We start from the raw sequence: 22,780 nt of genomic DNA on the forward strand, positions 1-22,780 counted from the left end.
GCTCACTACAAAATTATTTGTAATAAGCATTTTATTCTGTATAATTAATAAATTTTAACATTTATTTTTATACTTATAATTATATTAATTAAATCTATTTATGTAAAAAGGGGATGTTGCATTAAGAATAAATACTACAATATATTGTGTTGATTTTTATTTTTTAAAACAATAAATTGTGTATAAAGGTTTTAGTGCGACAACCCCTGAATTTATTATTTAATTACTTTACTTAATTGATTGGTAAAAATGAAAAAATAGAACACAAAGGAAGTGCTATATTTATATTTCCTTCTATTGTATTTTGAAGTTCACCAAATAATATACCATTTGATATATTTCTTACAATAAGTCTATATGATGATATTGTATTATCAGTAACATTAACTTCTATTTGTCGTCCAATATAAGCTGTTAATGCAGTTGCTAAATCACTATTACAACAACAATCTGGTGTAGCTATTGTAGGATTAACTGTAATTTCATTTGGATAAGTCATAAATTTTACATTGCATAAAGATACTGTATAATTTACATTATTTGAATTTACTGTTACTAAGTCGCTAGTACTAGTATATCCTGTTGGTGTTACATTTCCTTTAATTGTTGTATTAAAACCTGCTAATGCTATTCCTGTTTGACCACGAATCAAGGAAATTACATAATTAGCAGAACTCTTACAACAACATGATTCTCCTGTTGGACCTGTTATTCCAGTTGGTCCTGTTACTCCTGTTGGTCCTGTAACTCCGGTTGGCCCTGTTGGTCCTGTAACTCCGGTTGCCCCAGTTACTCCTGTTGGTCCTGTAACTCCAGTTGGACCTGTTACTCCTGTTGGTCCTGTAACTCCTGTTGGTCCTGTTGGTCCTGTTACTCCAGTTGGCCCTGTTACTCCAGTTGGCCCTGTTACTCCAGCACCAGTTCCAGTTGCCCCTGTTGGACCTGTTGGACCTGGAGGGCCTGGTATTACTTGATAACAAATAATTCTTCCCCTACAATCTCTAACACATTTACACCATCTATATGAAACTGGATCATAAATCCATTCATAGTTTTGTCCATAATATTCGTCTGCCATTTTTATCCCCCTTAATCTATACTTGTCATAATACTAATATACGCAAAAAAAATTAAAAGGTGTATTTTAAATACTCAATGAAATTTATTTAAATAAGGCAATACATCTTGTGAATATGCTCTTAATACTTCTGCCACACTCCAAGCTTGTGAATAACACCCTCTTCCTGTACATGCAAAATCTCCATCAAATATTTCAGCAATCCCATTAATACATCCATCATTCATAGTATCTTCAAATACCTTGCACATATGGTTTGCTTTTTTTATTGCTAAATCAGAATAATTATTAACCTTACAATAAGCTGTTATAAATCCTCCAATTAAAAATCCCCAAGTAGTTCCCATATGATATGCACAATCTCTATCAAATAATTTTCCTATATACTTACTTTTATACTCTTTATCCATAAAAGAAAGAGACCTTAATCCATAAGTTGCATATAAATGTTTATAAACTGTATTAACTATTTTCTTTTCTTTTTCAATATCTAAAATTGAAAATGGCAATGATACTGCCCAAATTTGATTAGGCCTTATTTTATCATCATTTTCATCTACAACATCATAAAGACATGATTTTTCCTCATTCCAAAATCTTTCATTAAATGATGATTTAACTTTATTAGCAAGATTTTCATATTCAAGGCTATTATCTCCAAATTCTCTTGATAACTCTTCCATTATTTTTAATGCATTATACCATAAAACATTAATTTCAACTGGTTTTCCATGCCTTGGCGTAACAACATAATCACCAACTCTTACATCCATCCATGTTACTTGATCAAGTCCTCCACCTGCAAAAATCAATCCATCACTATCCATTCCAATTGAAAAGTCTGTTTTAGTTGAATATGCTTTATAAATTTCTTTTAATTTAGGATAAATTTTTTCTTCAATAAATTTATAATCTCTTTCACCTCCTGTATATTTTAAATATTTATATGTTGCTTGAAAATACCAAAGAGAAGCATCTACTGTGTTATATCCAGGCTCAGTATTTTCATCTGGAAATACATTTGGAACTAAACCATTTTTAATGTATTTTGCAAAGGATTCTAAAATTTCTCTTGCATCATTAAACCTTTTTGTAACTAAAGTAAGTCCTTCAAATGCAATCATTGTATCCCTTCCCCAGTCTGTAAACCAAGGAAGTCCTGCTAATACAGTTTTTAATCCTGTACTTTCTCTATTTACAATAAAGTGATCTCCTGCTTTAACTAAGTTATTTGCAAATTCGTCATTTAAATTAGCATTTCTAACTAAACTTTCAGCTCTTTCTTTATATTCATTTACTATTTCAAATCCGCTTTTATCATCTAATCCTTCAATTGTACATTTAACATAAAATTTCTTTTTTTCAAAGGGATTTAATTTAATATTAACTTCATAAGGTGTATAATGATTGTCCACTCCTAAAAATCCTGTTCTATGGTCTATCATATAAAAATGATTTTCTTCTATTAAATAATTTGGAGTTGCCATACTTGTAGGAATTAAACTTCTATCAAAAAATTCACCTTCTGATGTATAAAATTCTATTTTTAAATTCTTATTTTTTTGTGGTATTAAAGTTAAAATATTTTCATTAACACTAACATCAAACTTTAAATCAGCTTTTTCACTTACTTCCCCTGCTTCCCTATAGTTAAATAACGGAATTATATTTAATTTTGCTTCCTCCACTCCATTTTCAACTTCATAGCATACTACTACTGTATTATGCTCATGCTCTACTGCTATAGTCTTTTTCATAGATACATCTTCTATTTGATAATAATATTCCGGAACTGTATCTAAAATAAATTGTTCTAAATATTCTTGCCCATTTTTTGAAGTTCCTATATATTGTTGAGAAGTTAAATCATATTTATTATTTCCAATTATAATTTCTTCTTGAGTTCTAGTTAAAATCATTTTTCTATTAACTGGTGCATTTAAAGATGCAACTAAATATCCATGAAAGGCTTGAGCCCCTCCTCCTGCAACAGTATGATTTGCATATCCACCAATACCATTTCCTATAACCCATGATAATTCATTACCATTTTCAATGCTCTTCCACATTCCTCTTCCATACTTATACATTTCTTCTCCCCCTTTTGTAATTGTTATCACATATATGAAATTATACATAAAACTTTTCATACAAACAATGAAACAAATATGCTACTTTATAAATCAAAAATGCTTTTTTATAATAAAAATAGGAATTATAACTTAAAGTATTTTCTTTAAATTTATAATTCCTAAATTATTTTATTTATGAGCTTCAAAATTTCCTTTGCTAATTGCAATATGCTCTGCAGAAAGATTTGTAACAACTTCATTTAATGTCCAATTAATTGATGTTTGTGTTACTGTAGCTTTCAAAACATTATTTATTTTTAATTTTCTTAGTGTTTCTAAAAATACATTTATTTTTGCTGGTGATAATGCATTAAATATTATGGCTCTTTCTTTTCTTCCATTAGAACAATCTGAATTTATATTATTTTCTAATATATCTTTTACAACAGTATCTGCATTTTTAGGATATAATACTATTTGATCTCTAACCCCTAAAAGCGAAGCATATCCTTTAATTGATTTAAGTTCCTTACCACCTATATTATAAATAATTACACAAGCTCTTCCTTCAACTTGTGAATTATCATTCATATCTAATTTTGTAAATGACATATATAAGCCCTCCATTTTAGCTTTAGCTATTCTTATTTAAATTATAACCCAATTATATCATATAATTCATTTCAAAATTATTATTTTCTTATTTCTTTTCTATAAAACATAATTGAAAATTAAATTTTCATTAGTCATTTTTCATGAAATAAATTTAAAAATTATCACTTACTAATTTAAATTTATTTTCCACCTATCTTTTTATATAATTCATCTTTATTTATAGATTTTTTAATAAATTTTCTTTCTCCTATACAATTCATAATATTAGACCATATACTATATTCTTCAAATGGATTATTACCTGCATTAGCTTTTAACCATAAATTAAGAGTGTTTGGAACATTACCACCCACCGATAATAAATTACCATTTTTATCACCAAGTATACATCTGCCTAAAAGCCTTATAGATTCTAAATCTAAAATAGAATTTGATTTTTTGTTCCTTTTCATTTCATAAGGAACTAATCCTTTAATTTTATTAGGCACTCCAATAAGCTCTTTTCCCTCCTTAGCTGAATACCACCAACCTCCAATTAGTGCACCATATCTATGTTTTGTTGAAACAAAATAACTATCTATTGTAATTCCATTATGAGTTAAACCATTATAATGCAAAAAACATATTATATTATATAAACTACTTAATAACCAACTTGCTGTATTAACAGATAACTTACCATTACAATAAGATAATAAATCTCTTAATAAAATTAAATCTTCCTCTTTTTTAAAAACAATCCCTACTTGTCCAATAGTTGTTTTAAAGCTTGTCTCTAATTTAGGAAAATATATATTAAATTCTTTTTTCATATCTTCATTTGCATATTTTAAGCTATCTATTTGCTTTAATGCATTTAATGCAAATTTTTCATATTCTTTATTAAACAAATATAAAACTTTGTCATCTCCTATATACATTTTTCCCAAATCAAAATTGTGACTTATTCTAAATTTTATTATATAGTACTTTCCATCATCTTTTTTAATTTTATCAATATTAATAATTTGCCCTCACCAACCCTTAAGTTTATTACTTTCATAACTTATATTTATGAATTTAACAAATTTGTTATGTAATTTTCTAAAAAAATATTTTCAAATATTTTCCAATTTGTTATAATATAATATAGTTTATAGTATTTTTAATAATATATATGGATTGGAGTGTTTTTTATGCATGATGAGCTTAAATTTAAAATATATAATAAAATTTCAAAAAAGTGTTTTAAAGTTACTAGGATTGATTATATAGAAAAGCAAGTTTATTATTATGATAAAGATGAAGAAGAAACTATTTCTTTTAATGATTGTCAATTATTAATGCCTACTGGAATTTATGATTCTTCAAATCGTGAAATTTATGAAGGTGATGTAATAATTTATCAAGAAAATAGTTTTACTTATAAAAAAACTTCACAAGTTATTTATGAAAATGGATGTTTTATTGCAAAACAAATTTTATCTGGAAATATAGAACAAATTGCTTTTGATGAAAATATGTATATTGATAAATTTAAAGACCTTTTATACTTAACAACCTTTGCTAATCATAAACCTGTTAAAATAATAGGAAATATTTTCACTTATAAGCTTAGTAAAAATAATAGCAAAATTAAAATTTCTGCTAAAATATGAAAATCTTTCTTACACTTTTCTTAATTCATTTTTTACTTTATTAAACTTATTTCTCATAAAAAAGGGGATGTCGCACTAAAAATTTTATACACAATATATTATTTAAAAAAATAAAAATTAATACAATATATTGTAGTATTTATTCTTAATGCCACATCCCCATTTTATTAAACTTCCATTATTATTGGTACTATTATAGGCTTTCTTTTTGTTTTGCTATATATAAATGAACCTATATCATTTCTTATATTATTTTTTATTTCAGACCACTTAAATATATTATTATCTATAGATTTTTGTATACTTTCATATGAAATTTCTTTTATTTCATTCACTAATGCTTCTGATTCTCTGACATATACAAACCCTCTAGTTATTATATCAGGTCCACCAACAATTGTATGACTTTCTCTTTCAATTGCAACAATAACATTTATTATACCATCTTTAGATAAATTCCTTCTATCTTTTAATACTATATTTCCAACATCACCAATTCCACTACCATCTACTAATACATTGCCCGATTGAACTTTATTAATAATAGCTGCTGATTTTCTATTTAAACTTAAAACATCACCATTTTCTAATATAAATGATTTTCCTTTTTCTAATCCTACTTCTTCAGCTATTAAAATATGCTTTCTTAAATGCTTATATTCACCATGAACTGGAACAAAATATTTTGGTTTTAACATAGAATGTATAAGCTTCAATTCTTGTTCACAAGCATGACCTGAAACATGTATTTCCTCAATTGACTTATAAATAACTTCTGCTCCCTTATGAGTTAATTCATTTATAACTTTTGATACAGCCTTTTCATTACCTGGTATTGGACTTGCAGAAATAATTATCATATCATCTTTTTCAATTTGTATACTCTTATGAGTAGATGATGCAATTCTAGTAAGAGCAGACATTGGCTCTCCTTGACTTCCCGTAGTTACAATTGTTATTTGATTATTGTTATAAAGCTTTAAATCTTTTAAATCAATTAATAATCCTTCTGGCATATCTAAATAACCAAGTTTACCTGCAACTTCTGAAATTTTCTCCATACTTCTTCCACTAAAAGCAATTTTTCTACCATATTTAATTGATGAATTAATTATTTGTTGTAATCTATGAATATTTGATGCAAATGTAGCAACTATTATCCTTCCCTTACCTTTAGAAAATAAATTATCTAATTTTTCTCCAACACTTTTTTCTGACATAGTATATCCTGGATGACAAGCATTAGTACTATCTGCCATAAGTAATAAAACACCCTGCTTACCAAGCTTAGCAAATCTTTGTAAATCTATTACCTTTCCATCAACTGGAGTAAAATCCACCTTAAAATCTCCAGTATGAACAACTATTCCAATAGGTGTATGAATTGCTAATGCACAACTGTCGGCTATACTGTGGTTAGTCCTTATAAATTCTACCTTTAATTTATCTAATTTTACTATATCTCCTTGCTTTACAATATTTATACTTACCTTATCAAGCATTTTATGTTCTTCTAATTTACTTTCAATTAATCCTGCTGTTAATTGAGTTGCAAATATAGGAACATTAACTTGCTTTAAAATATATGGTATTGCCCCTATATGGTCCTCATGTCCATGTGTTATAAAAAATCCTTTTACTCTATCAATGTTTTCAACTAAATAACTTACATCAGGAATTACTATATCTATCCCATACATTTCTGTGTCAGGAAAAGTCATCCCACAATCTATTACAATTATCTCATCACCATATTCTATTACCGTTATATTCTTACCAACTTCCCCAAGTCCACCTAATGGTATGACCTTTATCTTCTTCTTGCTTTCCATCTAAATCCTCCATATTTTATCTATATTTACTGTAATTATTTACACAAAAATAAAAGCTGTTTTTTAATCAACTTTTTTTATATTTATATTTTTTTATAAATTAATACGTCAAATTCACTTAATTAACAAAAATACTTTAAAAGCTATTTCCTTAACATTGCATTTACAAAGCTTAACATCTGACTATGTTAATTTATTACTTGTTTAATGTTGCTAAGATGTACTTAAATATAATTTCCACGTCCTAATTATAAAATAAATTAAATAAATACATTTAAAAACTACTAACTATATTCATTTAATTTATTTCATGTTATAAGTCATTATATCGAATTTGCCACTTTTTTTCAACTAAATTTATATTTCTCCAAAGTGCAAATCTAAAAAATAACTGCAAATAAGCCATCATCATATTTCGATAATAGCCATTTTGAGTCTTAAAACTTATATTAAATTTTTAATAAATCTTAAAGAAAAATAACTTTTTCCTTTATTTTATTTTAGGATAAATAAGTACATTTCAGCTTTCACATTATAAATTTAAACAATATTTTTATTTCCACATTACAATTAAAATACATTATATGAAAAAATAAATAGTTTAATCTTAAATTTTATCTATTTAGTATAAAACATCAATATAAAAGCCTTAGCTACATTTTCTGTCTCATTACAATAATGATGTGGCTTATCTGCTATAAAATGAATTACTTCCCCTTCATTAACTATATATTTCTTTTCTTCTAAACTTAACACTAAAGTTCCTGATGTTACTAAAAGATATTCTTCTACCCCCTCATAATGAAAAGAATCTTCTGTTTCAGAATTAGGCATATATTCATTAAAATATATTTCAAATTTTTTATCTTCATCAAAATTCATTAAAGGGTGAAATGAATATCCATTTCCTTCTACACTTGGATTAGTCCCCATCTTATATATCATTGGAGAATTTGAACTATCTTCCTTTAAAAAATAATTTAATGGTGTTTTTAAAGCATTTGCAAGACTCCAAATTATAGTTATTGATGGATTTCTAATTCCTCTTTCTATTTCACTTATCATACTCTTACTTACACCTGAACTAGTAGCTAACGCATCTATAGTTAAGCCTCTTAATTTTCTTATCCTTTTTAAATTTTTTCCTATATTCGTATTAATATTTTTCATAAAACTAATCTCTTTCTTAAATAAATAATTTTATAAATACTTGAAATTATATTACAAACCATATATAATTCGATATACAATACTAAAATTCGATATATCGAATAAAATAATTTCTTTCTTTATTTTTATATTTTTATAATAAATGCTATTTTATACATAAATCAATAAAAAACAGAAAAGTTATTATTTGAAATTAATAGGAGGTAAAATATATGTATAGTTTTAAAAATGATTATAGCGAAGGAGCTCATCATAAAATCTTAAATGCTTTAGTAGAATCTAATCTTGAGCAAAGCGAAGGATATGGATATGATAAATATACAGCTAATGCCATTGAATTATTAAAAGAAAAAATTAAAAATGATAATATAGATATTCATTTTTTTGTTGGAGGTACTGCAACTAACCTTGTTTCACTATCTTCTTTTTTAAAGCCTTATGAAGCTGCAATTGCTGCAGATACTGGGCATATTTTAGTTCACGAAACAGGTGCTATTGAAGCAACAGGTCATAAAGTAATTTCTGTTGAAGTAAATGATGGAAAACTTAATCCTGAACATATTCAATCTGTGCTTGATATTCATACTGATGAACATATGGTAAAGCCTAAATTAGTTTATATATCTAATCCTACAGAAATTGGTTCTATTTATAATAAAAGTGAACTTGAACAATTAAGCAACTTCTGTAAAGAAAACAAATTGCTTTTATTTGTTGATGGCGCAAGACTTGGGTCAGCATTATGCTCTGATGAAAATGATATAGAACTTTCAGACTATGGAAACTTAACTGATGCATTTTATATTGGTGGTACAAAAAATGGTGCTTTATTAGGTGAAGCATTAGTTATTTGTAATGATTCATTAAAAGAAAACTTTAGATTTAATATAAAGCAAAGAGGTGCACTTTTAGCTAAAGGAAGAATTTTAGGAATACAATTTTTTGAACTATTTAAAGATAACCTTTATTTTGATCTTGCAAAACATGCAAATAATATGGCTATCTTACTTAGAAATGAAATTACTTCAATGGGATATAAATTTTTAACTCATTCTCCAACAAATCAAATTTTCCCTATTCTTCCTAATGAAATAATTGAAAAACTTCAAGAAAAATATTTATTTTATGTATGGTCAAAAATTGATGAAAATAATTCATCTATTAGACTTGTAACTTCATGGGCAACACAAGAAGAATTTGTTTTAAAATTTATTGAAGATTTAAAAAGCCTTACAAAATAATTATAAATTATCGAGTAGGAGCTAAATAATTATTTTATTTAGCGTCCTCTCACACCACCGTACGTACCGTTCGGTATACGGCGGTTCATTAGAATTTAATGCATCATTTGATATGTTTGTGTTAGACTAACAAATCCTAGTGATTCTAGATATTTGTTATTTAGAGATTTGCTTAAGATTGGGCTCTTGGATATTCTCCAGTAGCCTTTTCTTGTATTTGCATATTCCCATGCTTTGTATTTATTAATTCCTAGTTTTACTAGATTTCTATGTCTGGTGCTAATCTTCTTCCATTGTTTCCATATGCAAGCTCTTAGTCTTCTTCTAATCCATTTATCTAGTTCTTTTAGCTTCGCCACCGCGTTAGCTATTCCATAATAATTAATCCAACCCATCATTATTTGATTTAATTTCTTTAGTCTAGATTCCATACTAATCCCTATATTTCTATTAGTGTAGAACTTAATTTTATCTTTAAATCTCTTGATTGATTTTTCATGAATTCTTATTTCTGCTCCGCCCTTCGCAAAGTAGAAAGAAAACCCTAAGAATTTTCTTTTAGATACAAAGTCTACTGCACTTTTATCCTTGTTTACCTTAAGTTTTAACTTATTTTCTATAAGTTTTATCATAGATTCCATTACTCTTATGCCTGCTCTTTTACTTTTAACATATACATTATTATCATCTGCATACCTACAAAATTTGTGTCCTCTCTTTTCAAGTTCCTTGTCTAATTCATCAAGCATTATGTTTGCTAGTAATGGACTTAACGGACCGCCTTGCGGAGTTCCTTCTGCACTTGTTACAGAAACGCCGTTAATTAGAATTCCACTTTTTAAGTATTTTCTTATTAATGATAATAGTCGTTTGTCTTTTATCTTCTTTTCAAGTTTCCCCATAAGAATATCATGGTTAACTTTATCAAAGAATTTCTCTAAATCCATATCTATAACCCATCTATTTCCCTCGTTTATGTATTGCTTCGATTTTGTTACTGCATCCTTTGCTCCTCTACGAGGTCGGAAGCCAAAGCTATTGTTTGAAAATAGTGGTTCATAAATTCTAGATAAAACTTGAGCTATTGCTTGTTGTATTAATCTATCTTGCACAGTTGGTATCCCTAATAGTCTAACTCCTCCATCAACTTTAGGTATCTCTACTCTTCTTACTGGTGATGGATTATATTTACTTTCTAGTATTTTAGCTTTAATTGTATCCCAATGTTTTTTGATATGCTCTCGAAGTTCATCGATTTTCATTCCATCAACTCCATGGCTACCTTTATTACTAATTACTCTCTTAAGTGCTAAAAGCATATTATTTCTTTCAAGAACTTCTTCAAGTAACATACTAGTATCAAATGTTTCATCGTTTACGCTTTCCCTATTTGGTAAAACCATAAAATTACTCTGCACCTTTGATTTACCTTGAAGTTCCACTTCTACTTCCACCACTTGGTCTCTATATTGAGTTTTCTGTTTTCTTTGTAATTTCTTTGATTTATCCAAAGTTGTAAACCTCCTAACGTTCAGTCCTTCGTCCGCTATCGCGATTAGCGGAGTTACTATGACATCTGCTGACTTCTGATAGTTCAGCTATATATCACTATATAGGTTATCTATTAGAAATTAATCTATTTTAGATGTATCTATCAGACCTCCCCAGGTAAGAACACGTACTTTCACCTCATATATCTGCCACATATACTTTCTCTATTTCGGATAGTTTAGGGCTTTACTTTGATATGCAAGTTCACCCATAGAGATAAGCCTCAAATGTGATTCGTATACCTCAGACCAAGGTTTTGCCTCCGACTTCCTTCAGATTCCACCTCACGATGGACACCCTTGTCCTTGGCTAATGGTTGGCACTATCAACCCCCATATCGGACTTTCACCGACGAGTACGTGCCCATGCTGGGCACACATATTAGTATAGGAAAAGTATTTACTTTCCCTATACTAAATTACAATATTCACTTATACAAATATAAAAAGTAAAAATACCTTTCTATAAATTTAAATAGTTTAAATTGAAGTTTATATAAGTTCTAAAAGCTTTAAAACATGTTTTGCTATATTTCTTTCTTTACCTTTATAAGGATAAGAGTGAATGTGAATTGCTGGATTAAAGTTTAATTCTATTATTGCATAATTAGTATTTTCATCACTATAATCTTCAAGCATCATATCAACACCACAAATCTTTGCTCCTGCTGCCCTTGCTGCATTAACTGCAATTTCCTTAAACTTTTGTGGAATATCATCTGTATAATCCACACTATCTCCACCTGTACTTATATTAGAATTTTCCCTTAAATAAACTATTTCATCTTTTTTAGGTATATAATTAAAATCCTTTCCTTGTTGCTTTAAGAATAAGGCTGCATTTTCTTCTAATCTTATTTTTTCTAAAGGTGTTACATATCCCTTTCCTCTTAATGGATCTTGATTTTTAATTTCTACAAGTTCACTTATAGTCTTTTCACCATCACCAATAACATTAGCAGGAACTCTATGAAGTATTCCTACAACTTCATCATCAATAACTAAAAATCTATATTCTTTTCCCTTTATAAATTCTTCAATTAAAACAGTATTATCATTTTTAAAAGCAATTTCAAAGGCATGAACTATATCTTCTAAGTTTGCACCATTAGGAAAAATATTAATTCCAATTCCAAAATTAGTACTCTTAGGCTTTATAACAACTGGCTTATTTATATAATTTCCCGCTTTTAACTTTGCCTCTTCAATACTATTAAATTCATCACCTTCTGGAACCTTAACACCTTTTTGTGCTAACACTTTTTTAGTTACAGTTTTATTTTCCATTATTAATACAGAAACATAAGTATCCTTTGATGTTTTAGTAGCTTGTTTTACATACTCAATTTTTTCATTTTTCTTTAAAGATATAAAATTTTCACTTCTATCTACTAAATTTACAGTAATACCTCTTTTAATAGATTCCTTCATTAAAATTTGAGTAGATAATTCTAAATCTTCATACCCCTCTAATTTAAATCTATTATTATATGCTTCTTTCTTATATTTTTTTGCTAAATTTAAAAATGTATCAACATATCCATTTTCTCTTATTAACTCTGAAACCTTATAAGCATAAGTTAATTTGCTATCATTAAACTTATCTATCATTCTATTTATAACATCTTCATAATTTAAATTAAGCTCATTATTAATTGCCTTTATTTCATTTAATATTTCTAATCCATATTCAACCTTATCAATTGCTTTTCCATCCTTACTTAATTCAATATCATTAAGTCCTGAAACTGCAACTAACTGCTGGTTTTCTAATGCTTCTTCTTGCCACTTTTCAAAAGTACTTTCTTCTTTCAATAATAAATATACATTAAATATTTCCAAGAATTTTAAATCTTCTAAGCTTATTCCACCCTTTTCAAATGGATTAATATCAATTGTTCTATATTCTAAATACTTAATTCCATCATTAATTAAAGATTCCATAAAATTATTTGTATCACTAGGTTTTAATCTTACATGACTATAAACTTCCTTATGACTTTCAATAATTTCATCTTTTAAATAACCATTAATACTACCAATATAATCTTCTACAGTTTTATAACTTGGAAATAAATCTACTTTATTTTTATACCCACATTTTCCATTTCTATGTGAAATAGCTCCATTACTGCTATAACCATTTTTAGTTAACTTCATTAATGGACATTTATTTTCAGTGATAAAACTTCCATGAACAATTGGTGCAGCTCCTAAAAGATATACTATAATCCATCTATATCTTAAATAATTTCTTGCTACCTTTAAATAAATGCTATTTTTAAAAATTTTATATGAATCATTCTTATCACTATTTTCATATAATTTCTTTATTATATCTTCATCAAAAGAAAAATTATAATGAATTCCTGAAATTAATTGTTTTTTACCTCCATATTTCTTTAATAATTTTTCTCTATATTCCTGAGCTTCCTTGCTAGCATTTTTAAACTTTGCAACTGGTATCTTATCATCCTCTGGAATAATACATGGCATTGATTCTGCCCAAAGATATTCATCTCCTATTTCTGTTGCAACAATATCATAAAGTACTCTTGTAAACTTATATGCTTCTTCAGACTTTTTAAATGCTGGTGTTATAACTTCAACCTGACTTTCTGAAAAATCTGTTGTTATATATGGATTTTCAGATTTATCTCCAAATATCTCTGGATGATCTGTTGTTGCTAAATTTCCACTTTCATCAACTCTTAAAGCTTCTCTTTCAATTCCAAAATTTCCACTTATAATTTCATTTCCAGTAAATAATTCTTTTATTTTATCTAACATTATTTTAATTTCTCCTTACTATGCTTAATGATAAAATTAATTTTTATATTCATCTCTTAGGGAGCTTATTATTATATTTCTCACATTTTCAGCTAAATCTTTTTCTTCATCCTTTGTTATATTTGCAGTTTCTATAGCCTTATGGAAAGTTACAATAACTGTTGAAGGCTTAAACTTATTATTTTTTTCAAATGAAGTAAATGAAGAATCTATAGTAACAGGTACTATAGGAGCCTTTGCTTTTATTGCAAGCTTCATACTTCCCTTTTTAAAAGGTAATGTTTTCCCATCCAAACTTCTAGTTCCCTCTGGAAAAATCATCATTGAATATCCTTCTTTTAAATTTTTAACCCCCTCATTTATCATTCTTACTCCATCTCTAGGGTTTTGCCTATCTAATGCAATACATTTACCTCTTTCCAACCAATAGCTTAAAACAGGCACTTTTAAGACTTCCTTTTTAGATATAAATCCTATATGCCTATCTGCTGAATAAAATATAACTGGAATATCTAATATACTTGTATGATTTCCTACAAATACACAAGCATCCTTTGGTATATTTTCTTTCCCAACAACTTTAATATTCATCCCTATTATATTTATAGTGAACTTTGACCATAAATATATACTCTTAGCTGCATATTCTGTTGCTTCTTCTATACCTTTAGTTTTTTTTATATGTTCATACTTCAATCCTTTTAATCTAGCAAAAATCATATAAAATGAATATTTTATGCCTTTGATTAACAAAATTTCCTTCCTCCTAATGTTTGTTTAATTACTTATCATAATGTCAATTCTATCATAATTATCGTGAATTTTCACATATTAAAAACTAATACTTTCCTATACTAACAACATTGTTCTATAACATATCATAAAGTCATATTACAAAGCTTATTTATTGTCCTATTTTGTCCAAGCTTTCTATCAACAACATTTTGATATAACAGATGCTAATACTCTAATACCAAACAACTATCTTCTATCTTAACAACATTCTTCTATAACATAACAATAAGGAGCTGAAATGTTCAGCTCCTTATTGTTATAATATTAACTTCTTTCTATCTTAACCTTACTTCCGCCCATTCCAGCTTGAGCAGGAGTTACCAATAATTTAACTGGCACCCTATTTTTAATACTTTCAACATGACTTATAATACCAACTTTTAATTTATCATTATGAATTCTTTCAAGAGAACTCATAACAACTTCTAAAAGATTGTCATCTAAAGTTCCAAACCCTTCATCTAAGAAAAATAACTCAAGTGGTGCTGTCCCCTTAAGCTGAATTTCTGCTGATAAAGCAAGTGATAATGCAAGTGATGCTAAGAAAGTTTCTCCTCCAGATAAAGTAGATGCATCCCTTCCTGCTCCACCATTTTTATAATCCCTAATAATGAATTTTCCATCTTCATCAACTTCTAACCCATAATTTCCATTAGTTACTTCCTTTAATTTTCTACTTGCTTCTAAAGAAACATATTTCAATCTTGTAGCAGCAACAAATTCAACAAACTTTTTACCCTTAAACAATTTATCCAAATCATTTAACAAGGCTAACTTATGATCTAGCTTTTCCTTTTCCTTTAGTAAATCCATTTGTTCTAATAATTTTTCTTTTATTAACTTAACCTCTTCTTGAAGCTTAATTTTCACTTCTTCTAATTCCTTAACTTGGCTTTCCTTTTCTTCTTTCTTATTTTGTATTTCAGTCCATTCCTCTTTAGCTAATTTTCTATTATTAATTTTTTGAGAAACACTTTCTATTGCACCTTTAATTTTAGCCAAATCATTATTATAATTATCAACTTCTAATTTTAATTCTTCTATTTTATTTTTATTTAAGACATTTTCTTTAACTTCATTTATATTTAAAAAGTTTTCTTCTTGTAATACCTCATATAACTTTTCTTTTTCATTAACTTTTCGCTTATAAAGCTCTGTACATTTTCCTGTTATACCATTTACTTTTAAATTACATTCTTCATAATCCTTATCAGCTTTTTCCTTTTGCTTTTCTATTAAAATATAATTTTCTTCAATTGATTTTATTTCATTTTGAATATTTTTTAATATCTCTTCAATATTATTTACATCTTCAACTTTACTTCTTATCTTAACTAAGCTTTCTTCTCTAACTTTAGCTTTTTCCTCTAAAGCAGTATTAAATTTACCTAATTCATTTGAAGTTTCATTTAAACTTTTTATTGCTTCATCTTTATTATTATTTAATTCTTCTAATCTATTTCTATAACTTTTAATAACTTTTTCTATATCTTCTTTTTCTTTTTCAATTGTATTTATTTCTTCATTTTTAGTTATAAAATTCTCAACTTTAGTTTTTTCTTTAAGTAAATTCAATTCATTTTCAATTTCCTTAAATTTAGCTTCATTATCATTAAATTCTTCTTTTAATTGCATTAATGTTTTTTCATCACTGCTTATTTTAGCTTCTAATTTGGTAAACTTAAGCTTTAATATATTAAATTCATCACTTAATAATTTTATTATTTTTTCTAATTCTTCTTTTTTAACATTATAATCATCAAGGCTTGCTTTTAATTCACTAATTTTAACTTGCGAAGTCCTTACCAAACCTTCATTAAAATCCTCTCCCAAATGTTTTATTACAACTTTTTCTTCTTCTATTTTTTCTTTTGCTACCTTAATTTTAGCTTCCATAGATTTTATAATACTATCTAAATCACTTGCACATTTTTCCTTTAATGATTTTTCCTCTTCAAACTTGATACTTTCCTTAAATTCTATATGCTTAATATTCTCCTTATGATGATGAGCAGAACCACAAACTGGACAAATATCTCCATCCTTTAATTCACTTCTTAGCTTATAAGCTAAATTTTCTCTTTCTATTTCAAGTATATAACTGCTTATTTTCTTTATTTCATTTTCTAAAAGCTCAAATTCTTTCTTTTTAACTTCAACTTCCCTTTCCAGCTCATTTATTAAGTTTTTATTTTTATTTATATCTTCCTTAGATTTATTAAATATATCCAGTTTTCTTGTTAACTCTAAATGCTTTTGTTGCAAATTAAATAATTCTTCTTGACTTCCAGGACAATTTTTATTCAATTCTTCTAAGGCTTTTTCATTACTTTTCAATAAATTTTCCTTATCATTAAGTTCAATATCTAATACTTTCTTTTCCTTTAATGAACTATCTACTACATCCTTCAATCTCTTTATTTTTATATTATAATCACTTACAACTTTTAATAAACTATTATAATCATTTGTAATTACTACACCTTGCAAAACATCCTGCTTTAATTCACTATTTATATTTAATGTGTCTCTATATTCTTCTTTTTCTTTTAATAAAGCATTACCCTTCTTTAATCTCTCTTCAGAATCTAATAACTTATCTTCATTTTCCTTTTTCTTCTTATTTAATAAGCTTATATTATTATTAATTTTTTTAATTTCTTCTTCTAAAATATTTAATGCTTTTTTATCTTCTATTGCATCCTTTATTTTTTCTTCTTGAATTTTATATTGAGGAAGCTTATCATCCTTAATTTTCTTAATATTATTCCATTTTAATTCAATACTTAACTTTTTCTCTTTTAACTCTTCACATTTATCTTTTAATTGACTTAATTCTTTTTCTGTTAAATCAATATTTTTTAAAGTATCTTCATAAGCAATAACATAAGGATTAACCTTATTTGCTGATTCAGCAAATTTAATTTTTTTCCTAATTAAATTTATTTCATTTCCCCTTTCAACAAGTATACTTTCCTTTTCCTTATAATCACTTATTTCAAGCTGCAAATTCCAAAGTTCTGATTTTTCCTTAAAATCCTTTTCTATTTCCTTAAGCTCATCATTAATATTTTTTAAATTTTCAATACTTATTTTTAAACTTTCTTCCTTTTCAATTTTCTTAGCTTCACTTATATCTTCATATCCCTTAAGCTGTCCAGCTAAAATATTTCCTGCATTCTTTTCCTTACTAATTTCCCTTAATAACTTTCCTGATAACTCATCACCATATTGTCCTAAATTAAAAAGTCTCTCAAGCATTTCCCTTCTTGGCTTTCCTTCTAATTTTAAGAACTCTGAAAACTTCCCTTGAGGCAAAACAACTGTCCTTGTAAAATCCTCTAAGCTTAACCCTATTACTTCCTTGCATTTATCAGTTACACTTTTAACCTTATCAGCTAAAACATCTTCTCCATTTGTTATGTCAACCATTTTACACTTGCCTGAAACAGGATTTCCTGACTTTTTATCTCTTTTAAATTCCCTTGTTACAATATACCTTTTTATTTCTGCACCGGATATTTGAAATTCAAAACTAACATTTGCCTTTTCACAATTTGTATTAATATAATTAGAACTTTTTCTTGAAACATCACCATACAAAGCTAATGTTATACCATCTAAAATTGTTGACTTACCACTTCCAGTTGGCCCAAATATACCAAATAATCCTCTGTCAGTTAATTTTTCAAAATCAACACTTTGCTCTTCAATAAAACTATTTAATCCCTTTACTGTAAGTTTAATTGGCCTCATCTTCATCCCCCTCTTCACTTACAAGTTTTAATAATAAGTTTACAACTTCATCATCAGCCTCTATATTTCTTTCCTTTTTATAAAACTCCCTAAATATTTCTTCAAAAGACTTTTCTTGAATAGTTACTGCACTTTCATCTTCCTCATCACTTTGAAGCTTTGGTATTATCTCCAAAATATCCTTTTTAATTCCCTTCATCTTCTTTATTTCATCTTCTCTTATATACCTATCACACTTCACCTCTAAATAAACCCAGCAATTCCTATCCTTATTTTCTTCACATTTATCAATTGCATCACTTATACTTTCACATTTCCAAACTTCTATTGGCTTATAAACCTTAAGTTCAATTTCATTAACAACACATTCTTCATTAGCTTTTACATCAATTATGAAACACTTCTTTGTAATATTTATTTCCTTTTTATTATAATGAAGTGGAGAACCTGAATATCTTGCTTTTTTATTTGTTCCTGGTACTATTTGTGGCTTGTGCACATGACCTAATGCTATATATTGAGCTTCCTTTGGAAAACATGACCCATTAACAATATAGCTTCCCCCTAATTGAATACTTCTTTCTGATCCCCCTTCTTCACTTCCCATTGCAAATAAATGCGAAACAACTAAATTAATCGTATCACTTCTATAATTCTTCTCTAAAGAATCAAATAATGACTTTATTCTTTCACCATAAGTCTTTACCCTATCTTCATCACTATCCATTTCACCATAAAGAACTTCATTTAACCTTTTTTCACTTGGATATGATACAGTTAATATCACTGCTTTTTCATTATTAATTTCTACTTCAATAAACCCTTCTCCAGAATTAATAACCTTATGTTGCCCATATTCCCCACATTGAATTACTGTTTTTGGTGTCCCAGACATTATTATTCCATGCTCCATTGCAAGAGGTCCTGCTGCAACTAATCTTTCTGGATTATCATGATTTCCTGCAATAACCAAAATCAACCTTTCCCCATTTTTAGAAAGCTTTTTTAATGTATCATAAAACATCTTTTCTGCCCTTGCTGGAGGATTGCTATTATCATAAACATCACCTGCAATAATAACTAAGTCAACTTTATTTTTCTCAACTATATCTACAAAATCATTTAAAAATAATTCTTGTTCATCCATTCTGCTTGCACCTTCTAAATTCTTACCAAGATGCCAGTCACCAGTATGTAATATTCTCAAAATACTGCCTCCCTTAACTTCTATTTATTATTAATTATTCCTATTATTCAATTATACAATCTATATTCCAAATTTTATATTAATTATGCAAAAAAAGATGATATAAAAACTTATTATTCAATAAATTTTCATACCATCTCTTTTGCTTAATATTTATTTAATTTCTTTGCACCAGCTAGAAGATATTCTTGAATTACCTATATAACCTAAATAACTATGTCCAACTTTTACTTCTTTCCCATCATATTTATTAATTTGGTCATTACTTAATTTTTCAACTCTCTCATCACTAGCTAAGTATACATCCTTGCTAAAAACATATTTTTTACCCTTATTAAATATCATAGTTTGTCACCTCAAACACTTATTTATTACAAATATATTATACACCATTTTACTTATATAACCAATTAAGTTTCAATTTTCTATTTTTTGAATAATATTATTCACATTTCCTTTTAAATTATTCATTTATGCATTTTTCAAAAAAGTCAGAAAAAAATTAATTTCCTTAATTATTTATTAAAAATTGCTTTAATGTAGTTAACTTCAATATTATATAAGCTAAAAAACTACCTATGAAAGAACTTAATGAAAAAGGTACTATATAAACAAACATTGCAACTTCACGCCCTAATACAAATGCTGCTAATGGATAAGCAAGTAGTGCTCCTATTATTCCTGTTCCAATTACTTCTCCAATCACTGCAACTTCTATTTTTTTAAATTTCTTATATAATAAACCTGATAAAAAAACTCCAAGCATACTTCCTGGAAAAGCTAATAAACTTCCAGTTCCTAGTACATTTCTAAGTAATGATGATACAAATGCACATCCAACTCCATATACTGGCCCTAAGATTACTGCTGCAATTACATTTACTAAATGTTGTATTGGTGCTACTTTTGCTCCTAATAATGGGATAGAAAATGTACCTAAAATAGTTGAAATTGCTATTAATATTCCACTTATAACTAACTTTTTAGTCCTACTTTTATTTTTACTTAATTCCATATTTTCTCCTACCCCTTACAGTTTTAATTTTTTAATTTTTTAATTCTTCTATTTTTCTTGTCCACTTTTCACACTCTAATTTTATATCATTAGCTTTTAATATTGCTGAAACAACAGCATATCCATCAACATTAGCTTCCTTTAATTCATCAATATTATTTAATGATAACCCTCCAATTGCTACTACTGGCAAATCTACAGTTTTTTTAATTGCCTTTAACTTATCAATTGTCACACTTTTAGCATCTAATTTTGTAGTAGTTGTAAACATAGCTCCAACCCCAAGATAATCTGCCCCATCTTCCTTAGCCTTCATTGCTTCTTCTACTGTTCTTGCAGATACTCCTATTATTTTCTCCTTACCTATAAGCTTTCTAACCATGTCTGCACTTATATCGCTTTGTCCAACATGAACTCCATCAGCATCACAAAGCATTGCAATATCTACTCTATCATTAATAATAAATTTAACATTATATTTTTTAGTTAAACTTCTAAGCTTCATTGCTTTTTCTAAAAAATCTTTTCCACTAGCATCTTTTTCTCTTAATTGAATCATTGCAACTCCACCTTTTAATGCTTCTTCAATACAATTATAAAAATCTCTTCCTTTTAAAATATCTGAATCTGTTACTAAATAAAGCTTTAAATCTTTCATTTTTATCACCTTTTTCTAATATTTATGCTTGCAATATCTTTAACGTTAACTAGTTTTTTAAATCTCCCTAAAGGAATTATAGATAAAAGTATTATACATAAAATACCTTCAACTCCAGCACTAGTAAAATTATATAAGAATGAATAAAGATATGTATTCATTCCCTTCGGTGCAAATTCCGCAAAAAATACTACACCTGAAACAAAATAAGAAAAAACACTTAAAGTAACTGCAAATAATGCACCTAAAATTATTTTGTATTTCTTCTCACTACCAAAAATACATGCAAACCCTAAAGCCATTGGCCCAAATAGACAATCCAAGAAAAATTGAACTGGATGTATTACATATGCTCCATTTAATAATGATAAAAAGCCCCATATTAATCCACCTGTTATACCTGCTGTTCTACCATATAATATTGAAAGTATCATTATTGGTAACATAGAAAATAACGTTATACCTCCACCTTGAGGATATTTTATAAACTGAATTAAACTAAGCATAAATGATAATCCACTCATCATTGCAATTATTACCATTTTCTTTGTTGTTATAGGATTTTTTTTTAAATCCCTAAAATAAAATATAAATAATATTACTGATATTATCGCTATAAAAACAACCATATTAATTACCTCATCTTAAATTAAATTTTATATACGATAGTTGATAATTGTAATACCTAACCTAAAAATGGGAATTTAGTTTATTTATTTGCCATATTCCAAAACTCCATTTCATAAAGACTAGATTTTATAAATATGTCCTTTAACCTTTCCTTTTTTACTTCTGATATGTCATTACATATATCATCTATATAATCAATCCACTCTTGTGTATATTCTCTAAACTCATTTGATGCGTATTCTTCTATCCATGGAGTATAAAAATTATCTTTTAAGTTTTCCTTATATGTTTCATATAAGTGCTTTCCAATATAATAATAGCTCCAAGTACATGGCATTATAGTCATTGCAATATCCTTTAAATCACCTTTTAATGCAATTCCAAGCATGTAATTTGTATAACTTTCAGTTGTTAATTCACTTTTATATTCCTCCACCTCTTCTGTACTTAATCCAAATCCATTCAAATAATTAACATGAACTGCAGTTTCATCATCTAATATACCTTTTATAGATTCATGATAAAACTTCATTTCATCCATAGTTGATGCTTTAACTAACCCCATAGCAAAAACCTTAGCATAATCCTTTAAATATAAATAATCTTGAATTAAATAATTCTTAAATTTTTCTTTATCTAAACTTCCTTCTCCTATTGCTTTAACAAATGGATGCTCTAAATATCCATCCCAAATTTCCTTTACTTCACTAAATAAAACTTCTGAAAATTTCATA

Annotated in this window: 18 protein-coding genes; 2 read left to right on the forward strand and 16 right to left on the reverse strand. The window is 27.2% G+C overall.

Going from position 1 to position 22,780, the window contains the following annotated elements; all coding sequences use genetic code 11:
* Positions 1–232: 232 nt before the first annotated feature.
* The 4 genes from ACUN06_RS09095 to ACUN06_RS09110 all read right to left on the reverse strand — a co-directional run bounded on the left by ACUN06_RS09095 (position 233) and on the right by ACUN06_RS09110 (position 4,685).
* On the reverse strand, positions 233–1,078 hold the full coding sequence (locus ACUN06_RS09095) for a hypothetical protein (protein ID WP_449389678.1): 846 nt from the start codon (positions 1,076–1,078) through the stop codon (positions 233–235).
* Between the two features lie 74 nt (positions 1,079–1,152).
* Positions 1,153–3,168 (reverse strand): amylo-alpha-1,6-glucosidase, encoded by a 2,016-nt coding sequence (locus ACUN06_RS09100; RefSeq protein ID WP_449389679.1) that lies wholly within the window; start codon positions 3,166–3,168, stop codon positions 1,153–1,155.
* 171 nt (positions 3,169–3,339) lie between these two features.
* The gene (locus ACUN06_RS09105) at positions 3,340–3,762 is read right to left on the reverse strand and encodes a DUF3783 domain-containing protein (protein ID WP_294367392.1); all 423 of its coding nucleotides are present in this window, start codon (positions 3,760–3,762) and stop codon (positions 3,340–3,342) included.
* A 182-nt stretch (positions 3,763–3,944) separates the two neighbouring features.
* Positions 3,945–4,685: a hypothetical protein gene (locus ACUN06_RS09110; protein WP_449389680.1), complete on the reverse strand. Its 741-nt coding sequence runs from the start codon at positions 4,683–4,685 to the stop codon at positions 3,945–3,947.
* Between the two features lie 255 nt (positions 4,686–4,940).
* On the opposite strand from ACUN06_RS09110, the gene ACUN06_RS09115 reads away from it, so the two are divergent.
* Positions 4,941–5,402: a YopX family protein gene (locus ACUN06_RS09115; RefSeq protein WP_291732307.1), complete on the forward strand. Its 462-nt coding sequence runs from the start codon at positions 4,941–4,943 to the stop codon at positions 5,400–5,402.
* A gap of 167 nt (positions 5,403–5,569) precedes the next feature.
* Here ACUN06_RS09115 and ACUN06_RS09120 read toward each other — a convergent pair whose 3' ends face one another.
* Entirely contained in the window at positions 5,570–7,234 is a 1,665-nt protein-coding gene (locus ACUN06_RS09120; protein ID WP_303188759.1) for a ribonuclease J, read from the reverse strand.
* A 618-nt stretch (positions 7,235–7,852) separates the two neighbouring features.
* Positions 7,853–8,404 (reverse strand): helix-turn-helix domain-containing protein, encoded by a 552-nt coding sequence (locus ACUN06_RS09125; protein ID WP_294125863.1) that lies wholly within the window; start codon positions 8,402–8,404, stop codon positions 7,853–7,855.
* Between the two features lie 212 nt (positions 8,405–8,616).
* On the opposite strand from ACUN06_RS09125, the gene ACUN06_RS09130 reads away from it, so the two are divergent.
* Entirely contained in the window at positions 8,617–9,645 is a 1,029-nt protein-coding gene (locus tag ACUN06_RS09130; RefSeq protein WP_291732314.1) for a threonine aldolase family protein, read from the forward strand.
* Between the two features lie 95 nt (positions 9,646–9,740).
* Here ACUN06_RS09130 and ltrA read toward each other — a convergent pair whose 3' ends face one another.
* From ltrA to tenA, 10 genes are all read right to left on the reverse strand, one after another.
* Positions 9,741–11,156 carry a group II intron reverse transcriptase/maturase gene (ltrA, locus tag ACUN06_RS09135; RefSeq protein WP_291734288.1) on the reverse strand — a complete coding sequence of 472 codons (1,416 nt, stop codon included), beginning with the start codon at positions 11,154–11,156 and terminating at the stop codon, positions 9,741–9,743.
* A 531-nt stretch (positions 11,157–11,687) separates the two neighbouring features.
* Entirely contained in the window at positions 11,688–13,985 is a 2,298-nt protein-coding gene (gene gshAB / locus ACUN06_RS09140) for a bifunctional glutamate--cysteine ligase GshA/glutathione synthetase GshB (protein ID WP_449389681.1), read from the reverse strand.
* Positions 13,986–14,021: 36 nt separating this feature from the next.
* On the reverse strand, positions 14,022–14,738 hold the full coding sequence (locus ACUN06_RS09145; RefSeq protein WP_294125867.1) for a lysophospholipid acyltransferase family protein: 717 nt from the start codon (positions 14,736–14,738) through the stop codon (positions 14,022–14,024).
* Positions 14,739–15,044: 306 nt separating this feature from the next.
* Positions 15,045–18,536 (reverse strand): AAA family ATPase, encoded by a 3,492-nt coding sequence (locus ACUN06_RS09150; protein ID WP_449389682.1) that lies wholly within the window; start codon positions 18,534–18,536, stop codon positions 15,045–15,047.
* Positions 18,523–19,743: an exonuclease SbcCD subunit D gene (locus ACUN06_RS09155; protein WP_302541856.1), complete on the reverse strand. Its 1,221-nt coding sequence runs from the start codon at positions 19,741–19,743 to the stop codon at positions 18,523–18,525. The genes ACUN06_RS09150 and ACUN06_RS09155 overlap by 14 nt, the downstream gene beginning before the upstream one ends.
* A 153-nt stretch (positions 19,744–19,896) precedes the next feature.
* Positions 19,897–20,088, reverse strand: a complete 192-nt coding sequence (locus ACUN06_RS09160) for a hypothetical protein (protein ID WP_291732324.1) — start codon at positions 20,086–20,088, stop codon at positions 19,897–19,899.
* Positions 20,089–20,254: 166 nt separating this feature from the next.
* Positions 20,255–20,758 (reverse strand): energy coupling factor transporter S component ThiW, encoded by a 504-nt coding sequence (gene thiW / locus ACUN06_RS09165; protein WP_449389683.1) that lies wholly within the window; start codon positions 20,756–20,758, stop codon positions 20,255–20,257.
* 31 nt (positions 20,759–20,789) lie between these two features.
* Positions 20,790–21,422: a thiamine phosphate synthase gene (gene thiE / locus ACUN06_RS09170; protein WP_449390270.1), complete on the reverse strand. Its 633-nt coding sequence runs from the start codon at positions 21,420–21,422 to the stop codon at positions 20,790–20,792.
* The gene (thiT, locus tag ACUN06_RS09175; RefSeq protein ID WP_449389684.1) at positions 21,422–22,045 is read right to left on the reverse strand and encodes an energy-coupled thiamine transporter ThiT; all 624 of its coding nucleotides are present in this window, start codon (positions 22,043–22,045) and stop codon (positions 21,422–21,424) included. The genes thiE and thiT overlap by 1 nt, the downstream gene beginning before the upstream one ends.
* 80 nt (positions 22,046–22,125) lie before the next feature.
* Entirely contained in the window at positions 22,126–22,779 is a 654-nt protein-coding gene (gene tenA, locus ACUN06_RS09180; RefSeq protein WP_291732330.1) for a thiaminase II, read from the reverse strand.
* Position 22,780 lies beyond the last annotated feature (1 nt).

The sequence above is a fragment of the Clostridium sp. ETTB3 genome (assembly GCF_053571985.1).